At 38.0% G+C, this 23,061-nt stretch carries 12 protein-coding genes; 3 read left to right on the top strand and 9 right to left on the bottom strand.

Translation table 11 applies throughout. The features are described 5' to 3' along the window. Window positions 1-12: 12 nt before the first annotated feature. The 8 genes from ahcY to gyrB all read right to left on the bottom strand — a co-directional run bounded on the left by ahcY (window position 13) and on the right by gyrB (window position 12,735). The gene (gene ahcY / locus WCP76_RS00555) at window positions 13-1,410 is read right to left on the bottom strand and encodes an adenosylhomocysteinase (protein ID WP_336293742.1); all 1,398 of its coding nucleotides are present in this window, start codon (window positions 1,408-1,410) and stop codon (window positions 13-15) included. Window positions 1,411-1,682: 272 nt separating this feature from the next. Continuing rightward, window positions 1,683-2,681: a complex I NDUFA9 subunit family protein gene (locus WCP76_RS00550; protein ID WP_336293741.1), complete on the bottom strand. Its 999-nt coding sequence runs from the start codon at window positions 2,679-2,681 to the stop codon at window positions 1,683-1,685. A 43-nt stretch (window positions 2,682-2,724) separates the two neighbouring features. Further along, window positions 2,725-4,047 carry a bifunctional folylpolyglutamate synthase/dihydrofolate synthase gene (locus tag WCP76_RS00545; protein WP_336293740.1) on the bottom strand — a complete coding sequence of 441 codons (1,323 nt, stop codon included), beginning with the start codon at window positions 4,045-4,047 and terminating at the stop codon, window positions 2,725-2,727. Window positions 4,048-4,050: 3 nt separating this feature from the next. Beyond that, window positions 4,051-4,971, bottom strand: a complete 921-nt coding sequence (accD, locus tag WCP76_RS00540; RefSeq protein ID WP_336293739.1) for an acetyl-CoA carboxylase, carboxyltransferase subunit beta — start codon at window positions 4,969-4,971, stop codon at window positions 4,051-4,053. A 1,375-nt stretch (window positions 4,972-6,346) separates the two neighbouring features. Next, the gene (gene coaBC, locus WCP76_RS00530; protein ID WP_336293738.1) at window positions 6,347-7,744 is read right to left on the bottom strand and encodes a bifunctional phosphopantothenoylcysteine decarboxylase/phosphopantothenate--cysteine ligase CoaBC; all 1,398 of its coding nucleotides are present in this window, start codon (window positions 7,742-7,744) and stop codon (window positions 6,347-6,349) included. A 68-nt stretch (window positions 7,745-7,812) separates the two neighbouring features. Beyond that, complete coding sequence (gene ubiB, locus WCP76_RS00525) at window positions 7,813-9,399, bottom strand: 2-polyprenylphenol 6-hydroxylase (protein ID WP_336293737.1); 1,587 nt, start codon at window positions 9,397-9,399, stop codon at window positions 7,813-7,815. 2 nt (window positions 9,400-9,401) lie between these two features. Continuing rightward, entirely contained in the window at window positions 9,402-10,184 is a 783-nt protein-coding gene (gene ubiE / locus WCP76_RS00520; protein ID WP_336293736.1) for a bifunctional demethylmenaquinone methyltransferase/2-methoxy-6-polyprenyl-1,4-benzoquinol methylase UbiE, read from the bottom strand. A 118-nt stretch (window positions 10,185-10,302) separates the two neighbouring features. Beyond that, window positions 10,303-12,735: a DNA topoisomerase (ATP-hydrolyzing) subunit B gene (gyrB, locus tag WCP76_RS00515; protein ID WP_336293735.1), complete on the bottom strand. Its 2,433-nt coding sequence runs from the start codon at window positions 12,733-12,735 to the stop codon at window positions 10,303-10,305. Window positions 12,736-13,492: 757 nt separating this feature from the next. On the opposite strand from gyrB, the gene WCP76_RS00510 reads away from it, so the two are divergent. After that, on the top strand, window positions 13,493-14,362 hold the full coding sequence (locus WCP76_RS00510) for a transporter substrate-binding domain-containing protein (RefSeq protein WP_336293734.1): 870 nt from the start codon (window positions 13,493-13,495) through the stop codon (window positions 14,360-14,362). Between the two features lie 12 nt (window positions 14,363-14,374). On the opposite strand, the gene WCP76_RS00505 is transcribed toward WCP76_RS00510, so the two are convergent. After that, window positions 14,375-15,907: a YifB family Mg chelatase-like AAA ATPase gene (locus WCP76_RS00505; RefSeq protein ID WP_336293733.1), complete on the bottom strand. Its 1,533-nt coding sequence runs from the start codon at window positions 15,905-15,907 to the stop codon at window positions 14,375-14,377. A gap of 411 nt (window positions 15,908-16,318) precedes the next feature. On the opposite strand from WCP76_RS00505, the gene WCP76_RS00500 reads away from it, so the two are divergent. Further along, a complete protein-coding gene (locus WCP76_RS00500; protein WP_336293732.1) occupies window positions 16,319-18,283 on the top strand; it encodes an autotransporter assembly complex protein TamA in 1,965 nt (654 codons plus the stop codon). Further along, entirely contained in the window at window positions 18,283-22,917 is a 4,635-nt protein-coding gene (locus WCP76_RS00495; RefSeq protein ID WP_336293731.1) for a translocation/assembly module TamB domain-containing protein, read from the top strand. Before WCP76_RS00500 ends, WCP76_RS00495 begins: the two co-directional genes overlap by 1 nt. The last annotated feature ends 144 nt before the right edge of the window (window positions 22,918-23,061 follow it).

Here is a 23,061-nt window from a genome sequence, read left to right as displayed (position 1 = left end):
CAAGAAAACGTTTTAATAACGGTAATGATTTGGTTTATAAGGGCCTTGTGGTGAGACGCCAATATAAGCGGCTTGTTCTTCTGATAAAACGCTTAATTGTATTCCTAGCCGATCAAGATGAAGGCGTGCAACTTTTTCATCAAGATGTTTCGGTAAAACAGTGACTTCATTTTTGTAATTTTCTGCATGGGTAAAAAGTTCAATTTGTGCTAAAACTTGATTGGTGAATGATGCTGACATGACAAAAGAAGGATGACCCGTAGCATTGCCAAGATTTAGCAAACGTCCCTCAGATAATAAAATTATACGTTTTCCATCGGGAAAAGTGATCATATCCACTTGTGGTTTAATGTTTGTCCATGGAAAATTTCTAAGAGCTGATACTTGAATTTCATTATCAAAATGACCAATATTTCCAAGGATACACATATCTTTTGCTTGTCGCATATGATCTAAGCAGACTACGTCTTTATTGCCGGTTGTAGTTATGATGATGTCAGCACTGGAAGCTGCATTTTCTAAAGTGACAACTTCATAACCATCCATAGCGGCTTGAAGGGCACAGATTGGGTCAATTTCTGTTATTTTAACGCGTGCTCCGGCGCTTGAAAGAGAAGCGGCTGAACCTTTACCTACATCACCATAACCGCAGACAATAGCTGTTTTGCCAGCTATCATGATATCTGTTCCGCGCCGGATACCGTCTACTAACGATTCTCTACATCCATATTTATTATCAAATTTTGATTTTGTAACGCTATCGTTGACATTAATAGCGGGAAAAGGCAGAAGTCCTTCCTTTTGTAATTGATAAAGGCGATTTACGCCCGTTGTTGTTTCTTCACTTATGCCTTTGATTGCTGCTCGCTGACGGGTGAAAAATCCTGGTGTTGCATCTAGACGCTTTTGGATTTGTTTGAAAAAAAATCCTTCTTCTTCTGTTTTGGGATATAACAAAATATCTTTATTTGTTTCTGCACGAGAACCGATTAAAATGTAGTTTGTTGCATCCGCACCATCATCCAATATAAGATTGGAGGGGTTGCCATCAGGCCATTGAAAAATTGCATCTATATAAGTCCAATATTCTTCAAGTGTTTCACCTTTAACTGCGAAGACAGGAGTCCCTGTGGCTGCAATAGCTGCTGCCGCGTGGTCTTGGGTAGAAAAAATATTGCTAGAACTCCACCGTACATCGGCGCCAATTGTTTTTAAGGTTTCAATCAAAACAGCAGTTTGAACGGTCATATGCAGCGAACCAGAAATGCGTGCTCCGCGTAAAGGTTGGTTGGCAGAAAACTCTTTCCTACATGCTATTAAACCAGGCATTTCTGTTTCGGCGATATCAAGTTCTTTGCGGCCATAAGCAGCAAGCCGGATATCTTTGACAACATAATCTTGCACTGCCATTTTTTATTCCTTTAAAATTAATTTTTTCAAGACGGTAGGAGAAGTTAAAAAAAAATGCAAGTAGTAGAAAGGTTTCTTTATACGAAAAATCTTTTTCAAGTCTTAATAAGTTTGTGCAACAAGCACACACTTATGTATCTAAGTAATTAGATTACTAGTATGATGTAAAGAGACTTATAAAAATTGTATTGAGTGAAAAAGCCTACAAACATTTATTGTTTTTGCAAAAAAGCAAGAATATAAATTTTCATTTTATCACACAAAAATATGCACTAGACTGATAAATTTCTAGAAAACTGTCCTTGTGGACGAAACCGCCATAGATAACTTGGTAAGACAGCAGACATCGCTCTGGGAGTAATTCCCACACCTTCTAACGTGTATCCATTTTTGATAGCTTCTTGAGAGACAACATTATCTGCTTGCAGAAAGCGTATTTGATCAGCCGTTATGAACATTGGCAAAAAAGGCAATCGACCTATCATTCCCAAAAAATTGCCAACCAATAATCCGGCAGAAAGAGGAACGGATAGAATTGGTTTTTTCCTCTGAATGATTTTTAATACATTCTCAAGGGCGTCTTGAAATGTGAGAATTTGGGGACCACCAAGATCATATGTTTTTCCAGAGATGACCCGTTTTTCTAAGGCATGCACAATAAATTTGGCTATGTCACCAACATACACGGGTTGCAATTTGCTTTGTCCACCTCCAAAAAGGGGCATTATCGGTAAAAAACGTGACCAATTTGCTAAGGTGTTAAAAAAACAATCCTCTGGCCCGAAGATAACTGATGGTCGCATAATAATTGCTTGAGGATGCTTGTTATGAACGATTTTCTCACTCATCGATTTGACGCGTGCATAAAGAAATGAGGCGTTTAGATCGGATACAAGTGCTGACATATAAACGAGTGGAATACCAGATTCAGCTGTTAATTCAGAAACGTTTTGTGCGCCATCAATTTGTGTTTTTTTAAAGTTTGATTGGCTTGCTTGTGTTAAGCTGCCAGGAAGAAAAACTGCTCCATCTGCTCCAATCAATGCACGCGCAACGGAGGCGCGATGCTTGATATCAGTTTGAAGCATTTGAGTTTGCCCCACTTCTCCTATTTGTAGCATATAATAAGCTTTTTGTGGACAACGAACAGCGACGCGAACGCGATAACCCCGCTTGGTTAAAATTTCAACGACATGCCGCCCCACAAAACCGGAGCCGCCAAAAACAGTAATAAGTTTAGGATGTTGATAAAGTGCACTATCAAGTTGCATGATCAAAAAATCTATCTTTCAAAGCCTTATGAAGCATTAATTTCTAGCATGGTGGTGTTTTATTGTCACGTAAAATTTTGCCAGCAAGGTAAAGGGAACCACCAATAAGGACAAGAGCCTCTCTATGCTCTGAGTTAATTTTATGTAAGGCATCTTCTAAATTGGCTTGAGGAGTGGCAGAAAGACCTACTTTTCTGGCTGATTCAGCTAAATTTTCTGGAGGAAGACCTGCATCGTTATCTGTCAATGGAACTGTATACACTTTATATACAAGGTTAACTAAAGGAAGAAAATAACCAATAGTATCCTTGGTATTAAGCATTCCAGCAATCATAATAATAGGTCGGTTTGATTTTTTCCTCCATCGTATAAGTTCTGCTGCAACAATTTTCCCTGCAGCGGGATTGTGTCCACCATCTAACCATAAATCAATATTAGGAGATAATTGATCAACTAAATATCCATGGGTGAGATGTTGCATCCGTGCTGGCCAATAAATATTTTGTAGAGCATGGCTTATTGCTTGTTCTGAAAGTCGAAAACCAGCTTGATAAATTGCTTCAATAGTAGCTCCAGCATTGGTAATTTGGTGTACTCCAGTCAAGTTAGGAAGAGGAAGATCCATTAAGCCTTGATTGTTTTGAAATACCATACGCCCATGTTCGGTATAGCTTTGATAATCTTGGTTAAACAGAGAATAGGGTGCTTTATTTTTATCCGCAAGGGTTGTTAAAATAGAAAGGGTTTCTTCATGGTTTTGCTTACCTATAACCACAGGAACTGCCTGTTTGATAATTCCCCCTTTTTGAAAAGCAATTTGGGCAATTGTATTCCCAAGAAAACTCTCATGATCATAGTCAATGGGCATAATAAGTGATACAGCTGGTTTTTTAATTACGTTTGTAGCATCAAAACGTCCTCCTAATCCAACTTCCAAAATTACAACATCAGCTGGATGTGTACTAAACAACATAAAGGCGGCTGCTGTGAAAATTTCAAAAATAGTAATTGGTTCTTGATGATTTATTCTTATAATTTCACGAATTGTCTCAGCCAATTGGTTTTCTGTAATAAATTTACTACCCCCTCCTTTTTGACCCATCCGACAGCGCTCATGCCAGTTAACTAGATGAGGCGAGCTATATACATGAACGCAATAGCCTGCACTTTCCAAAAGAGCACGACAAATCGCTGAGGCAGATCCTTTGCCATTTGTGCCAGCAATGTGAATGACAGGTGCAAGCTTTAAATGTGGATTACCAAGACGCCCTAAAAGGTTAAGAATACGCCTTAAAGAAAGATCAAATTTCTTTGGATAGCTCTTCAGTAAATTATCTACCATCCTTTGCACTTGACCTTTTTTCATAGTCTAAGCGGTTTCTGTTTTAGAAAGCAATGTTTGAGAATCTGTCGTGGATGAATTTGAAGGACTAACCGCTACAGGATATTTCATCATTAAGCGTAGAAGCCGTGCAATGGTAGCTTTCATTTCTAAACGTGATACAACCATATCAATCATGCCATGTTCGAGCAGATATTCACTGCTTTGAAAACCTTCCGGTAAGGTTTCGCGTATAGTTTGTTGAATCACACGTGGCCCTGCAAAACCAATCATAGCGCCAGGTTCTGCAATGTGAATATCGCCGAGCATGGCATAGGAAGCAGTAACACCCCCAGTGGTCGGATTAGTAAGAACAACAATATAGGGTAGTTTTGCTTCTTTAAGCATTTCAATTGCCACTGTTGTACGAGGCATTTGCATCAATGAGAGTGTTCCTTCTTGCATGCGTGCACCGCCAGACGCGGAAAAAAGAACCAAAGGGCATTTCTTAGCAATAGCAGTATCAAAAGCTTTTATGATAGCTTCTCCTGAAGCCATACCAAGTGATCCCCCCATAAAGGCAAAATCTTGAACAACGGCTATAATTGGTAAGTCATCAATAGTACCGTGCGCACTTAAAATGTTGTCATCAACACCAAGTTTAGAACGATAATCTTTTAATCGGTCAATATAGCGTTTTTCATCGCGAAATTTCAAAGGATCCGCTACAACTTTTGGGTTTTGAATAGGTGTATAAACACCACCATCAAAAAAATGCATGAGGCGATTTTTGGCGCTGATGCGCATGTGATAACCAGAACTGGGGAATACGTATTGATTAATTTCCAGATCTTTGTGAAAAACCATTTCACCACTGGTAGGATCTTTTATCCATAGATTTTCTGGAATTTCACGGCGTCCCAATATAGAGTTAATTTTAGGACGAACATAATTTGTAATCCAGTTCACCTTTATAGCCTCTCTTTTTAAATATTATACACTTGTTGTACGATTCGAAACATAGTGGACTCAAGTGGTCAAATTCGCTTTGCAAGCTGAATAAACGAATCTATTTAATACTTTTACTAGTGTACGTATAGTTCTAACTCTGCTGTTCTTTAATTTTTTTTATTTTTCTAAAGCTTTAAAATTTATATATGTTAAGAATAAACTTTGAAATAAATCTTTCAAAATTTTTCATAACTTAAATTATTTTTCCTTTTGCTTTAATATTCAAACTTATTTTATAAACTGGTTAGAAAAATTCCTCATTTGTTGCATATGATAAAGTAAAATATCTACTTAACTATTAATGTTTCATAGCCTTGAGATAAAGAAACATTATAATTATAAAATATCAATAAAACTGAATGGCACACGAAAACAGGTGTGATCAGGCTGTATTAAAAAAATGCAAACACCAGAGTAAGATTTTGTCAAGAGTTTCTTTTATAAGAGAAATGAAAGCGGTTATTTATAAGGAGTCAGTTTTATTTAAGTTCTTTTTTATTAATGCATTTTATAGATTTTAAGTAAATAAGTGTTACCACTTTTGTATGACATGTACGGTAGTCTTTTGGGAAAGCATCTTGTGTAAGTGTGTCATAAAGGCAGCTGCAGAAAACGGTGTTGCCAATTAAAAATAGGAATTGAAGCAAAAACGCTATCAACAGTTCTGCACAAAAAACTGTTGTGTAATGGATTTGTAAAAAAGAATGAACTTTTTGTTCAGATTGAAAGCGATAAGCGACAAATACAAAGTGTTCATGGCCAAGCAAGTAACCATTAATAATATAAAAGGCTATCAAATTTATACCTGGAACAAAAAATAAAAGCGATTCTGTTACCGAGAATGCTTAAAATCAAAAACTTTAGAGAGAAAATTAGAGAATACCTAAACGGTAAAGTGTTTCTAGTCGGATTATTCGGATAATCTTCTCGCTCAATAATTTTAGCTGCAAAAAAACTGTATAAACCAAGGTCAAAAATAGAATGCAAAAAAGGTGATCTCAAAGACTTCAATATCCATAGTGCGATATTGTTGAGTTAGAAGACGTTGTAGTGCATGATAAGCGGCAATAAAAACCATAACAGCCAAGTAAAGTAATAAAAAATAGGAAAGCAAGAAGTAGATCGGAAAGTACTTTACATATGCGCCTATTTCACAGATCGTATAAGTTTTTTATGGAGTGCAGGCAGTTAAGTAGAAGGTGTTTTTTGCGTTTTAGAAATTATGATAGTGTTTTTCTGCAAAAAGCTAATGAAGTAAATAGCATGTGCAAGTGGCAATAAAGACTATCAATGCTAGTTTACTTTACAAATAGATTGAAACATATAGGGATTCTTATTTATGAACAGAGGTATGAGAGTCGAAAAATGACACAATAATCTTTACTAATTTTTGTGCTATTTGTTGTTTGGTCATGTGCGGCCACTTTTCAGCACTTTCTGTATTGACGAGAAAAACCTGATTTGTATCAGCACCCATGACGCTTGTACCATTAGTGTGAGGAGTAACATCATTAGCAAGGATGAAATTTGCTCTTTTTTCAAAACATTTTTTTTGCGCATTTGCAATGATATCACACGTTTCAGCGGCAAATCCAATCACTAGTGGGGGGCGGTTTGGTGCATGTCCAATTGTTGCCAAGATGTCAGGATTTTCAACTACATGCAAGAATGGTTGTGTTTTATGATTTTTCTTTTTTATCTTATGTAAAGATTGTGTTTTGCTGCGCCAGTCACAAACTGCAGCAACGAAGATAGCTCCATCTGCAGGTAATGCAGCTTGAACGGCTTGTAACATTTGATGCGCTGTTTCAATATGAATAGTTTTTACTTCTTGTGGATCGGCAATATCAACAGGTCCGCAAATAAGCGTCACTTTGGCACCCAAATGCGTGAGAGCTGTCGCAATGGCATGACCTTGTTTACCTGAAGAGCGATTAGCAAGGTAACGCACAGGATCAATTGGTTCATGAGTAGGGCCAGATGTAACAATGAAATGGCGGCCAGAAAGTGGTTTCTCTTGCACGCCCAAAAGAATTTCTGCTGAGTCTACAATTGTTAAAGGCTCACTCATGCGTCCACAACCTATTTCATTGTGTTCAGCCATTTTGCCAATTTCTGGTCCTACTATATGAATACCATCTGTACGAAGTTGTGCAATATTGCGAACAGTTGCTGGGTGTTCCCACATAGCTGGATTCATTGCGGGTGCAATCAAAACTGGACAACGTGCTGCTAAAAACAGACAATCAGCAAGGTCATCGCCTATACCATTGGCCATTTTTGCAATGCGATTAGCTGTGGCGGGAGCCAAAATAATGAGATCCGCATTGCGTGCTAACCGAATATGTCCGATATCATATTCTTCTTTGTGTGAAAATAAATCACTATATACAGTACGACCACTCAAAGATTCAGCTGCTAAAGGAGTAATAAATTTTTGTGCTGCTTTTGTCATAATAATGTTTAAGCGTGCTCCACGTTCTTGCAAACGTCGTATTAAGTCAAGCGCTTTATAGGCTGCAATACTACCACCAATAATTAGAAGGATAGATTTTGATTGCAATGATTTCAATTCAATAGCTTTCTCTTGGGAGAGAGGTGTGGCTAGAGTAGCAGGATTGCTTAAAAGGCGGCGGACTTCCTCTTCCATAGAAATACCATTTTGCGCAGCGCGTATGCGTAAAGATTCTTTGACTTCAGGTGCAAGATTACGAATGGTAATACTAGCCATAAAATAGATCCAGGAGATGAATTGATTGCAACGATTTCATTATTGATATTTTTAGCACATTGAGCAGATTAAAAAAGATAAAAAAAGTAAAAAGTTAGACAAATATAACAAAGTGTAATGATAAGCAGGCTATAGCGGTAATAACGGTTGCTATGATTTTGTTCAACAGAAAGTTGCTTAAGGGTGGAGGGAGAAAGATTCAATCCTGTTTCTCTCATTTTGTTAAAATCTTCTTCCATACGTTGGAAATTTTGTACTAATTGTGGTGTTTTGCGTACCAACGTAAGAAGTGCTTTGGCTCCTTCACTAAAGTCTTTTGCCAGTTCTGCGGGTCCTAAATTTTTGCTAATCCATTCTTTGACAATGGGTTCAGAAGCTTTCCACATATTAAAATTAGGATCCAATGTGCGAGCTACACCTTCCACGACAACCATAGTTTTTTGTAGCAATAAAAGCTCAGGTCGTGTTTGCATGTCAAATAATTCAGTGACTTCAAACAACAGTGTGAGCAACTTAGCCATAGAAATGCTTTGTGCTGATTGTCCGTGTATTGGTTCACCAATGGCGCGATTGGCTTGAGCAAAGCTCTCAATATTGTGATATGGGGGCACATATCCGGCTTCAAAGTGAGCACGTGCCACTCTATGGTAATCGCGAATAATAAAGCCGTAAAGAATTTCAGCAAGGAAATGCTTTTCTTTTTTACCAAGCCGTCCAGTAATTCCTAAATCGACGGCAACAATACAACCTGTTTTGTCGACAAATAAATTACCAGGATGCATATCGGCATGAAAAAAACCATCGCGCAATGTATGACGGAGGAATGACTGGATAAGCGTAATTGCGAGCGCTTGCAAATCAAAACCAGCTTCTTTGAGAGTAGAAATTTCTGATATTCTTATACCATCAATCCATTCCATTGTTAAAACATTGCGTCCTGTGCGCTCCCAATCAATTTGCGGAACCCGAAATCCTGCATCATGTTGAATATTTTCAGCCATTTCTGATATGGCAGCTGCCTCTAATCGCAAATCCATTTCAATACGTGTTGTTTGTGCCAAAGTGTCAATAACAGAAACAGGGCGCAGCCTTCTAGAGGCTGGTATATAACGTTCTTGTAAATGAGCAATGAGATAGAAACCTTTAAGGTCTTTAGCAAAACGTGTTCTAATATCGGGACGGATGACTTTAACAGCGCATTTTTTTTTATGACCGTTTCTATCATAGTACTCAGCTGGATGAACTTGAGCAATAGAAGCGGCTGCAATGGGAGGGTAAAAATTTATGAATAAATCATTGATAGACCGACTAAGCGAACTTTCAATTTGTGCAATGGCAGCAGTGCAAGAAAATGTTTGCACTTGGTCTTGTAGCTGTGCTAAATCTTCTGCAATATCATGCCCAACAATATCAGGTCTAGTAGCAAGAAATTGACCAAGCTTTATGTAAGAGGGACCGAGTTTATTGATGCTGTTAGAAATGTTTTCAGATCGTCGCCTCTTTTTCGTTTTGCGTCGTGCTAGTATACTTGCTATACGGTGACACAATGCTGGAAATCCTTGAAGGTCATCGCTAGGAAGAGCACTTAAAACGCCTTCACGTGCTAAAATCCATCCTGCACGCATCAATTGAAAGTAAGTGGAAATTTGCACCATTTTTAAATTTTCCAACCTGAATGTAGCGCTGCAATCGCACCTGTGAGATTGCGGTGTGATACTCGCGAAAAACCGGCATGATTAATCATATGACTAAAATCACTTTGGTTAGGAAATTTTCGAATAGATTCAACTAGATAACGATAAGAATTACCATCATTTGCAATCAATTGTCCAAGCTTTGGAATGGCATGGAAAGACCAAATATCGTAAATTTTGTTAAGCAGGGGCATCTCAACATTTGAAAATTCTAAACATAAGAAGCGTCCACCTGGTTTTAAGACTCGGAAAGCTTCTCTAAGAGCTTTGTCAATATGAGGTATGTTGCGGATTCCAAAGGCAATTGTGTAAGCGTCAAAGCTATTATCTTTAAAAGGCAGATGTTCTGCGTTAGCTTCAACAAAATCGATCAGAGGAGCTAGACCATTTTTTTGTGCGCGTCTTTTTCCTATGCTAAGCATTGAGCTATTAATGTCAAGTACTGTAGCATGAGCTTTTTTGCGAGAAGCCTTAAGAATGCGGAAAGCAATATCACCAGTACCGCCAGCTACATCAAGAACCTTCCAATTGGAACGCGCTGGTGGAGAAAGCCATGCAATCATAAAATCTTTCCACACACGGTGTAATCCTAATGATAAGATATCATTCATCTTATCATAGTTCTCAGCGACAGAGTGAAATACATCATCAACCATAAATTGTTTTTGTGCTTCATCAACTCTCATAAAGCCAAAAGAGTGTTCCATGCCACCCGTGGCTCCTATGCGTTTTGTTTCAGCTGCCATATGCATGACCTTCCTTATTTTTATTTTATCGCAAATGAAGCATAGCGGGAATGTTCAAATACAAAAAACAACCTATAAAATCGTGATGCTTACACAGCAAAAAACAAAAGGATACCTTTTAAATATCAAGATTTGCAACGTTTAAGGCATTATCTTGAATAAAAATCCGCCGAGGCTCAACCTCATCACCCATTAAACGAGAAAAGAGCGAATCTGCATCGGTTGCGTCATGGATTTTAACTTGTAAAAGAGCACGTGCATCAGGATTAAGGGTTGTTTCCCAAAGTTGCTCAGCATTCATTTCGCCAAGACCTTTATAACGTTGAAGAGTAATTCCTTTTTTACCATTTACAAAAATGCTTTCCAATAAATCTATAGGCCCAAGAATGCGCTCTGATTTATCCTTTCGATGTAGGATGGGAGGGACGCTATATATTTCTACGAAACTCTTAGAAACGCGATCAATTTGGCGCACGTCAGCTGAATTGATAAGTCCTGCATCAAGAGTAATAACATCTTTAACTCCGCGTAGAATACGCTCAAAACATAAACTTCCATCTGATGTGTATCGACCGCTCCAGCCTCGCTCCGTATCATCGGCAATTAAATCGAGACGATGGGCGACAGTATCAGCTATTTTTTGCGCTTTTTCTGGTGTTGCAAAGTCCTCAAGATTAAAAGCCCCAACAATTGCAGCTTGTTCAATAATATTGCGATTGTAGCGGGTATGAAGACTATTTAAAAGTTGGCGCAACATACGAGCGTCTTCAGTAAGTTGACGCAAATCAGTACCCGCACGGATTTCTCCTGTTGATAATTCTAATTTTGTTTCTTCTAGACCAGCATCGATCAAAAATTCTTCAAATGCTGCTTCATTTTTAATATATTGAAAAGATTTTCCACGTGCTACTTTATAGAGGGGCGGTTGAGCAATATAAAGATGTCCACGCTCAATCAATTCAGGCATTTGCCTAAAAAAGAAAGTAAGAAGCAGAGTGCGGATATGCGCACCATCAACGTCCGCATCTGTCATAATAATAATTTTATGATAACGTAATTTATCTGGCGAAAATTCATCTTTACCAATGGAAGTTCCAAGGGCAGTGATGAGTGTTCCAATCATATCAGATGAGAGCATTCGGTCGAAACGTGCCCGTTCAACATTAAGAATTTTACCGCGTAGGGGCAAAATTGCTTGATTTTTGCGTGAACGTCCACTTTTTGCTGAACCGCCAGCAGAATCTCCCTCAACGATAAAGATTTCTGATTTTGCTGGGTCACGTTCTTGGCAATCGGCAAGCTTTCCCGGAAGAGAAGTGATATCAAGAGCTCCTTTTCTCCGCGTTAGTTCGCGTGCTTTGCGCGCCGCTTCACGTGCTGTGGCAGCTTCTATTACTTTACCAACGAGAAGTTTTGCTTCATTAGGGTGTTCTTCTAGCCATGTTGAAAGACCTTCATTTACTAAATTTTCAACAACGGGGCGCACTTCAGAAGAAACCAACTTGTCCTTTGTCTGTGAAGAAAATTTAGGATCGGGAACTTTGACTGAAAGAATAGCTGTTAGCCCTTCACGGCAGTCATCACCAGTTAAATTAACTTTTTCTTTTTTTGCAATACCTGAAGATTCAGCATAACCATTAATTTGGCGTGTTAAAGCACTACGAAAACCTACTAAGTGAGTTCCACCATCACGCTGAGGAATATTATTTGTGAAACACAATACTTTTTCATGGTAGGAATCGTTCCACCATAGTGCAACATCGACATTTATTCCATCCTTTTCACTTGTAATGTAAATAGGAGCGTCAAGCAGTGCTTTTCTCGTTTGATCAATGTATTTTACAAATTCTATTAATCCGCCTTCATAATGTAATTCAACAGATTTAATGTCAGCATGACGTTCGTCAACAAGAAGTATATGTATACCAGAATTCAAAAAAGCTAATTCTCGCAAACGACGTTCCAGAATTTCAAAATCAAATTCAACCATAGTAAAGGTTTCAGGGCTTGGTAAAAATCTAATTTCTGTTCCACTTTCTGTATCGCAGTTGCCAACAATTCTGAGCGGAAAATCAGCAACTCCGTGGGTAAATGACATTTCATAAATCTTACCATTACGTTTGATTCGCAATTTTAACCAAACTGATAATGCATTAACAACAGAAACACCAACACCGTGTAATCCACCTGAAACCTTATAAGAGTTTTGATCAAATTTTCCACCTGCATGAAGCTGTGTCATAATTACTTCAGCTGCTGAGACACCTTCTGTAGGATGGATATCTGTTGGAATTCCGCGTCCATTATCACGAACAGAGCAAGATCCATCAGCATGGAGTGTAACGTTTACAAGAGTAGCGTGACCAGCCAAAGCTTCGTCAATAGCGTTATCTACGACCTCATAGACCATATGGTGCAAACCTGAACCGTCATCTGTATCGCCGATATACATGCCAGGGCGTTTGCGTACAGCATCAAGACCTTTGAGAACTTTGATAGAAGCAGCTCCATAGTCGTTATTGTGTTCCGATGAGGTTATTTCATCACTCATAAGTTAATCCATTTCTGTATTCATTTGTGACATTTCATTAGCTTTTTTTGAGCTTAACATTTTGGCCAGTTATTTATGGAATAACAATATTAAATATCTAACGTATATTAAATCGATATTCAATATCTGTAGACGCGTAAGCACGCAATAGATAGAATGATTCTTATACATAAAGATATAGCGCTGTTACGTTGCATTTTATTTACAAAAACACTGAAAATGAGGCTAATGAAATTTATTCCGTGGGTTTTAGTTAATGTTTGAAGGGTATATTTGGTTATTTAAGCTTTTTAATTACATGAAAAACAAGATGTTATTGCTTCATGATAAGGAATAAAAGTAAATTTTATATTTTAACAAACACTCCCTGTGCGATATACAGTAAATTATTTCACAAAACGATACCACTTAATATCATAATTTTAAGATACGCGACAGATTTTTATGAAATTGTGTGGTGATATCAAAAGTGTGTATCGTTTATTGCTTATAGAAGAAAAATCAAAGTGTGGTTTCTTCGTAGCAAACAAAGTTGATGGTGACATAAAGGCTTTTTATTTATGTATCCGTTAAGGAATTTTTTTCTTCTCACACCGCTTTTTATGCATTTTTTGGAATTTGCGTCAAAATTTTTAACAGTTTTTAGAGCATAATGGCAGTTTTTGTTCACTAAAGTAGCAGATATTTCAGTTAAGTGCGTTAGATATTCTGACTGATAATACTCTCATGTTAGCTTTGAGAAATGAAGGAAAAGATTTTGAAAATAAAAAAACTCGTAATTAAATTTAATGTTCTTATTAGAGTTTTTTTTGTAACGTGGGGATTTTTGTTTTCCTTTTTCTCAGAAGCTGAAACAGTAGGAAGATTGCCTTCTTTTTTTGATGCGCATAAACATTTGGTACGACCTGATACAACCGGTATAGTTCGTTTACGTTTTGTAACAACTTTTGATTTTCCTCCTTTTAACTTTTTTGATCAAACAGGGCGTCTTGCAGGCTATAATATAAGTTTATTGCGTGCTATTTGTTCAAAATTAAATTTGGAGAAGGTCTGTGAAGTAGAAGTTGTTCCTTGGAAAGAGCTCGTCGATCGTGTCAAGAACGGTGAAGCAGAAGTAATTATTGCAGGTTTAAAAGAAACAACTGAAACGTATCAAGATCTTCTTTTTACGAGATCTTATCTGCGTTTTCCGGCAAGGTTTGTTGCTTCTCGATTTATAAACCTGGATGAGCCAATAAGCGATAGACTTATACATTTAAGAAGTGGACTTTTGCTTAAGAGTGCTCACGAAGAGTTATTTCACAGTTATTTTCCCGAAGCCAAATGGCAAGGATTTAAAAACAAAGAAGAGCTTTATAAAGCGCTACAGAATCATAATATTGATCTTATTTTTGATGATGGATTTGCTTTATCTTTATGGCTTAATGATTCCAAATCCTTAGATTGTTGTCATTTTGTTGGGGGGGCGTATATGGCTCCCCAGTTATTGGGGCAAGGAATGCGGCTTGCTGTTGCAAAAGAGAAAGAAAAGTTGGTTGATATGCTCAATTATGCTTTGAAATCTCTAGAAGCTAACGGAAAACTTGAAGAGCTCTATTTGCGTTATTTTCCGATCAGTTTTTATTGATGAGTACCTCACTTAGAAAAAAGCTGTTAGTCTTTCAGTACCCAACCGATAAGAAATAGCTTCTGCGAGATGATGGCGTGAAAGATGGTCTCTTTCTTCGAGGTCGGCAATGGTGCGTGCAACTTTGAGAATGCGATGATAAGCGCGGGCAGAGAGGTGCATTTTTTCACTGACATCCTGTAAGAGTGCAGCAGCGTTTTTGTCAGGAATTGCAATTTTTTCGATGATTTTAGCAGGACACTCACCGTTGGTACGAATATGGTTAAGACCCAATGTTTTAAAACGTTTAGCTTGAATGGCTCGACACCGTATAACACGTTTTGCAACATCGCAGCTTTTTTCTGATTGCTCTGGTTTCATAAGATCTATAGCTGTTAAAGCAGGAACATCGATCCGTAAGTCTATTCGATCGAGCAGAGGACCAGAAATGCGGGACTGATAATCGATTTGACAGCGTATTCCTTTTGCGCAAACATGGTCTTTTTCGCCTGCCATACCACATCGACAAGGGTTCATTGCGGCAATGAGTTGGATGCGGGCAGGGTAGCTGATATGGTAGTTTGCACGGGCGATAACACATTCTCCACTCTCTAAAGGTTGACGAAGGGAATCGAGGACTTGAGGAGAAAACTCAGGCAGTTCATCAAGAAATAAAACGCCGTTATGAGCAAGTGAGACTTCACCTGGTCGTCCTTTAAGTCCACCACCTATCATTGCTGCCATGGAAGCAGAATGATGCGGGGCGCGAAAGGGGCAATGAAGTGAAAGAGTGTTATGGACTGTTTCTCCTGTAATAGAAGCAATTAGAGAAACATCTAAAAGTTCACGGCTATCAAGAGGTGGCAAAATGGAAGGTAAGCGTTGAGCTAACATAGATTTTCCAGCACCGGGAGGACCGACAAACAAGAGGTTATGCCGTCCAGCTGCGCAAACTTCTAATGCGCGTTTTGCAATTTTCTGTCCTTTAATTTCGCAAAGATCTGGAAGTTCAGTTTGGATAGTATATTGGCGCGGTTGTGGACGTTTTTGAATTTGGGTTCCTCTAAAATGATTGACTATCGAGAGAAGAGTCTCTGGAGCAAGGATATTCATCTCCGCATTTGCCCATGCTGCTTCAGGTCCGCACGGATAGGGACAAATGAGTCCCTTATTGAGTGATAGAGCTGTCATTGCAGCTGGTAAAACACCATTAACAGCTGTAATAAAACCATCCAGTGATAATTCGCCTAAAATGACATAGTCTTGTGCTACTTCAGGGGGAAGAAGCCCCATAGTAAGCATCAAGCCTACAGCAATTGGCAAGTCATAGTGTGATCCCTCTTTAGGTAAATCAGCTGGCGCAAGATTAATGGTAACTCGTTTGTTAGGCATAGAAAGCCCACAAGCATGGAGAGTTGCTTGCACACGCTCGCGGCTTTCAGCGATTGCTTTATCTGCCAATCCAACAATAGCCATTCCTATTTTACCAGAGGAAATCATAACTTGTACCTCGACAGGTACCGCTTCTAGACCGCGAAAAGCAACGGTTGTGATACGCGCGATCATTAGTTGATTTTTCTCCCCTTTTTATTTGGAGGAAACAATCATATCCGTACATAAAAATCAAGAAGTATCTATATGGTTTTTTGTATGGAGAGATCTATATACGGGTACAAGCTTTATAGCATTCTCGTTGGGGACTATGTAGACAAACTTAACCGTAACTATATGCGGTTAATAAAATATTTATAATGAGTTAAGTGAATATGATAGGAAAAATGAGTGAGGCTGTTTGTATTGCACAGCAGTATGGTTTTTTTTGAATATAAGAGGAGGAGATTTATGTATCGCAAGAAAAAACTTATTTGATGTGATCAAAGCTGTGAAGTGTTTAAAATAAGCGTGTTTATCTTACTTGTTCGATGTTATTTAACGTTGTAGGTAAGAGATGTAAAGTATATTGAAGGTATCTGATTAATGGTATATCAGATGGGAGTTTTTTTTAAATCAGGAGCTGTGCGCGGTGTATTTATGGGTTTATGCATTGTCTGTGCTTTTCCTCAGTCATCTGCAGCGTTTGAGCTTTTTGGCATCTCTCTTTTTAATCAAAAGAAAACAAACTCCTCTTTGTATAATGTCAGTGGTACAGAGAAATTTTATAAAGTTTCAGTCGTTGCACCACCAGGTGCGCCACAAGAAGGCATTAAAATAGTCAAAGCTGTATCTTCTTTGGTCGCTGATAAAGATAAAGCGTCATCCAGTTCTGCTGGTTTGTTAGCAAAAGCTCGTTCAGATTATCGGGCAATTCTTTCTGCTCTTTATGCTGATGGGCGCTATGGTGGTATTATTAGTATTAAGATTAATGGCTTAGAAGCTGCCGATTTGAGTCCTGTAACTCAACTTTCAGCACACTCTAATATTGTTATTACCGTTGATGCTGGACCACAATATGTTTTTAATGTTGCAGCTATTGATAAAGTTGCTCCATCCAAAAAATACAAATCTCACAGAATGCCAACGATAGAAGAATTAGGCTATAAAGTTGGGGCTGTTGCAAAATCAGAAAGCATTTTGAAAGCAGAAAAATGGGCGATAGAGGGATGGCGTCAACAAGGTTATGCCAAAGCTAAAATTATGAAGAGTGAGGTAGTCGCTGATCATGCTACACGTCTCATTGATGCACAAATTGCGGTTGATCCTAGACAAAAGGCGTATTACGGTCCTTTAAGCGTGCGTAATATAAGTAAAAAGCCACGTGTAGATTCAGCCTATATTTCTTGGATGACAGGATTGAAGCTAGGCCAGAAATACGATTCTGATGCATTGGCCAAAGCAAGTGAACGACTTGCACGACTTGATGTTTTTCGCGCAGTAAATATACACGAAGCTGATACAATTAATTCAGATGATAGTTTACCGCTGACACTTGTTGTACAAGAACGTAAGCCACGTCGTTTTGGTGCAGGGGGTGGATATTCAACATTAGATGGTGCTGGTTTTGAAGCATATTGGATGCATAATAATCTTTTAGGTTATGCAGAGCGTCTCAAAATTGAAACAAAGATAAGTGGTGTTGGTAGTAAAAAGGAGGAGTCGTATAATTTAAAAAATTTTGATTATCTTTTCGGCAGCACATTCATAAAGCCGGGTATATTCACTCCTGATACAGACTTTAGGGCAGAACTGAAAATACAGCAAGATGTCCTAGAAAACTACACGACAAAAGCTATCAGGGGAAAGTTGGGTATTACGCATATATTTAATAGTAATCTGTCGGGACATGTTGCTGTAGAAGTTTCTAATGGTTCTTCGCGGGATGTCTATTTTGGGAGCCGTAATTTTACAACGATTGGGTTTCCGGGTTGTTTAGTTTACGATACTCGTAATAATAAGTTTAATGCGACAAAAGGTCTGTATGGTGAAGTGCTTTTTGAACCTTTTTATGAAATGCGTTTTAGCAGTTTTGTGGCAAAAATGGCTGTGGAAGGCCGTTTTTATTGGACTCTGGACGAAAGGGATCGTTTTATTTTTGCGACGCGGGCAAAGGTTGGTACAATTTTTGGAAGTGATGCAACACAGCTACCTTCGGATATACTCTTTTTTGCAGGTGGTGGTGGATCTGTTCGCGGTTATGCTTATCGCAATATTGGTATCAAAACAGAAAGTGATGCTGTTGTTGGTGGGCGTGCGCTTTTTGAGGGTGCAGCAGAGTTGCGCTTTGCTTTAAATGATAAGATAGGGTTTGTCAGTTTTCTTGATGGAGGTATCGTAGGGGGGAAGGCGCATTTGGATTTTTCTCAGAAAATGAAATGGGGAGCCGGTATTGGAGGTCGCTATATGACAGGTCTTGGACCTTTACGAATAGATTTAGCCTTTCCTCTTAAGCGGGAGAAAGGTGATCCTCGCATTGGTTTTTATGTGGGTATAGGGCAAGCATTTTAATGAAAAAAAGTGTGTTTTTATGGATTATCTTCTTTGGAATTTTATTCTTTTTTGTGAGCGCTTTTATTTTTGTGCAGAGAGGCAATCCACCCTCTGGTAAATCAATAGTGGATGATCGTTCGTGGCTTATTTCTTTGATTGAGCGTAGGCTTTCAGTGCCTAATCGCCAAGTTCGCTTACATAATGTGCAAGGGGCATTGTCTTCTCAAGTATCAATTGGTTCCGTTACTGTCAGTGATAAAAAAGGTGTTTGGCTCAAAATTACTAATGCTAAAATGGACTGGAACCGCTTAGCGTTGTTTAGAGGGTGCATAGATATTAACCAGCTTTCGGCAGAACAGATTACGGTTTTACGCAAACCGCAGAGCAGCTCTTCTTTTAAGATTGGAAAATTTTCTTTACCAAAATTGTCACCTTCCATTTCTATTAATACGCTTACAGCTCAACATATAGCGTTTGAACGGGATCTTTTTGGCTTTCCTGCTGATTTGTTTTTACAAGGAAGTTTAACTTCGGTTAATGGTAATTTGGGTGTTGATATAACCGCTCATCGCCTAGACGCACCGGGATCTTTTTCTGTTTTAACGAAGATATCCAATAGCGATCTTACAGCTAAAATTGATATTTCTGCCAATGAACCACAAAATGGTATTTTAGCAAATGTTTTTAACATTGAAAAGCGTCCTGCATTAAATCTTTCCGTTAAAGGTGATGGTACTTTTGATGATTTAGTTGTCAGGCTTTATTTGGAAGTCGATCACCACTCTGTTTTAGATGGTAGTGTTATTCTTGCAAGTATTGCAGAAGGACACAGTATTTCTACTCAACTGGTTGGTACACTTGGTCCCTTAATACCTTCTCAATATCGTAGTGTCTTCGAATCTGATGTAACGCTGAAAGCAGAGGCAAGAGTGACAAAAAAAGGTGTAAAGCATCTTGATCGTATGGTGGTTCAGAACAAAGTAATGAATATTATAGCCAATGCTGAAGTAACGGCAGATGGATTTTTGCGGCGGCTTTTCATTGATGGAAAAATGGCTCTTGATAAAGAAAATGAGACTGCACGTTTGCCAATATTAGAAGCGCCGATGCGTGTGAATGATCTTGCTTTAAGCATTGATTATGGTCGCGAAGGACAAAAATCTTGGAATGGACGATTTGTTGCACATAATTTTAGCAATAAAAATATGCATATTCGCGATGCAGTTTTTGATATGGGAGGAGTTAGCGAAAATCTTGATAATGCAGCTTCTCGTCATGTTGGTATCCAGATTAAGGGAATATTTCGAGGGATTGAAACAAATAAAGATGCATTGATAGGAAGTCTAGACCAAACACTTCGTGTACATCTAGATGCGGATGTTGTTTCTAAAAAGCCAGTTTTAATTCATGATTTTAGTATTACTGGTCAGGAATTTTCTGCTTGGTTAAAAGGAAAAATAGATCGTTTTATTTTTAAAGGCGACCTTGGTTTAAAAGCTAAAACTTTAGAGCCTTTTAGTTTGTTAAGTGAACAATCATTCTCTGGTGCCGCTGATATTAAGGTTAAAGGAACTATCGGTTTAGTTAATGGCGCTTTTAATCTTAAATTATTAGGGATGGGCAATAATCTGAAAATAGGTGTAGAATCTTTTGATCGCTTATTCAAAGGTAATATTACCCTTTCAGGCGGTGTTGCTTATAATGCGGCAGGTTTGATTTTGCAGCGTTTTAAATTAAAAAGTCAATATGCGCATATAAATGCTCATGGATACTTTTCAAGTGAGAGCGCTAAAATGGACTTGTATGCTCAAATATCTGATCTCGCCAAGTTAGATTCGAGGATGAGCGGTGTGTTTACAATCCGAAGTAATGTTAGAGGGCACAATAGCCTTATAAAGTTTATTGCTCAAGCCCATGTTTCTGAGGCATTTTTAGTGGGTAAAAAGCTAAAGAATACAACGCTCACGATAAAAACGTTGGTAAATAATACATCACCGGTTACTTCTTTAGTGGGTTTTATAAATGGTGAAGGAACTTTTGCTGAGAAGCCGTTACATGTGTCTGCTTCATTTAGGGATTCTGATCAGATCCGAAAACTTGAAGATATCAATATTAGAGCAGATGGTACAAAAATAATCGGAGATCTTTTTCAAAGGGAAGGTTTTGTGAAGGGCGTTTTGCATATCAACGCTGACGATATTTCATTGCTTTCCGCATTACTTTTGCAGAAAGGCAGCGGAAAAGTAAAAGGGGATTTTATTTTTGATGAAGAAAATAGCAGACAAAAGGCTAATCTAAAGGTGCATATTGACCATTTAAGTTTTGCAAAGAATAAAATTAAAAAATTAGCAATAGAAGCGGATGTATTTGATCCTTTTGGAATGACGCAGTTTAAAGGTTTTATCAATGCAGAGCGTATCCAAACACCTTTTATGATGGTTAATTATTTAAATGCTAATGCCAATGGCAGTAATGGACAAGCAGTTTTTACTGTGCAGGCGATGCTGCATAATGATACAAATGCACAGCTTTCTGGCCGGATGATTACGGTGGGACTTCCAGAAGGAATAAAGCGTGAAGTGCAGATTGAGTCCGTAAATATTAAGCAACAAAACCTTCATGCGACATTGCCTAAGCCAGCTACGATTGTTTTTGATAAAGATGGAGTAACAATCAATGAAACAGAAATTGCGATTAACAGAGGTAAAGTTATCCTGGTAGGTAATATTCAAGATACCCTTAATCTACAGCTTTTAATAAATGAGTTTCCTGCTGCTTTAGTCAATCTATGGAAGCCTGATCTTGGAGCAGATGGTACTTTGACAGGGAAGGTTATGATTCGTGGTGATTTAAAAAAACCTTATGTAACCTATGATATAAAAGGCGAGGGGCTTACAAATGTTGCTTTTCAAGCTAAAAAAATAACGCCTTTTGTGCTCTCTGTGATAGGTGAAGTAGTCGATAAAAATCTTACTTTGAATGCCAATTTAACGGGAGATGGAGTACAAGCACAAGCACAAGGTCGTATATCTTTAGATAAAAACAAGCTTGATCTCCATGTTAATCTGCAAGATTTGTCTGCGCGTTTTGTTAATAGTTTTATTGAAAGGCAAGCGCTTGGAGGAGCGATGGTCGGCAAGGTCGATATTGGTGGAACAATGGATGATCCATCTGCTTATTTTGAGCTTTCTAGTCAAAGTTTAACCGCTATGACACATGAAGGTCCTATATCGATAGATATGAATGCCCGTGGTTCTTATAAAAAATCGAACTTTCAGATTGAGAATATAATCGCGACTGGAAATAAAGGATTAGATCTCTCCATAAATGGGCCAATTTCTCTAAATGATTCAGAGGTTAAATTGAATGTTAAAGGAACAATACCTCTTGTTTTTGTTGATTTATTATTGGCTAAGCGGGGTGCGTATGTAACGGGAATAGCTAGAATTGATGCAACTCTTAATGGTGAATTATTTAAGCCACAGTTGATAGGAAATTTTGCTATAGTCAATGGTAGTTTTTTTGATTCAAAAATGAATTTAGGATTAAATAATATAACACTTGAAGGCAAATTAAATGGCGATCATATTTTTATAGAGAAAGCTTTAGCTTCTTCATTTGAAGGAGGATCAATTACCGCGTCAGGTCGTATCTCTAATGATCTAGAGGCAAATTTGGTTATTAATCTTGACCAAGCCAATTATAATGATGGCTCTATGATTTTTGCAACGTTGTCAGGAAAGATGACAATGACAGGCCATTTTTTGAGTGATCTTTTTATTGGTGGTAATATCATCGTGGAAAAAGCTGAAGTTTTTGTTCCAGATCGGTTTCAAAACACAGAGTTTATTGATATTAAAAATAAAAATTTAACAAAACTTGTTAAAAAAACACTTGAACGTGCTGATGTTAAGAACAGCAATAAAAGTCATCTTGTCTATCAAAAATCTTCATCTGTTGTGCTGTCAAATATGCAGATTACGGCACATAATAAATTTTTTGTACGTGGGCGAGGGTTAGATGCTGAATTAGGAGGGCGTATTAGCTTATCAGGTTCATTGCATGATGTGCGCCCAGTCGGTGAGTTTAGGATGATTCGTGGACGTTTTGATATTCTTTCACAGCGTCTTAATTTTGATCAGGGACAAGCGAGTTTTAGTGGTAATCTTAATCCTACAGTTTATTTTGTTACTAACAATAATAGCGGTGATATTCGCGTTACTGTAACCGTAAGTGGAACGATTGATAATCTTGATATTAATTTTTCTTCACAACCCAATTTGCCGCAAGATGAAATTTTGGCGCATTTGATTTTTAATCGCTCTCTTAGTGAATTATCACCGCTTCAGATTGCTCAACTCGCGGCAGCGACAGCTGATCTTGTAGGTGCTTCTAATACATCCTTATTGAGTGCTCTACGAAACAAAATTGGTCTTGATGATCTTGATCTTATCGTTGATGAAAAGGGTAATACGGGCTTGCGCATTGGACGCTATATACATAATAATATTTATCTAGGCTTTGAGGCAGGGGCAGATGGAATGACAAAGGGAACAATTAATTTAGATATTTCGCGTCATCTCAAAGCTAAAGGTGCAATAGGAAATGAAAATAACTCTAGTATTGGTTTATTTTATGAAAGAAACTATTAAAGCTTTAAGCATTTAATGCCCAATTATTGGGGTTTTGTACACTTCGCTCTAAGCTATAGGGTGGTTGCAATGTAGGCTAAGAATCGCAAAAATAAACATTTTCATTCGAGTTGTAGGAAGATGTGTCTGAAATGTTTTATTTTA

This window comes from Bartonella vaga (genome assembly GCF_037070895.1).
Lineage (GTDB): Bacteria > Pseudomonadota > Alphaproteobacteria > Rhizobiales > Rhizobiaceae > Bartonella.
This window is presented reverse-complemented; position numbering and strand designations above follow the sequence as displayed.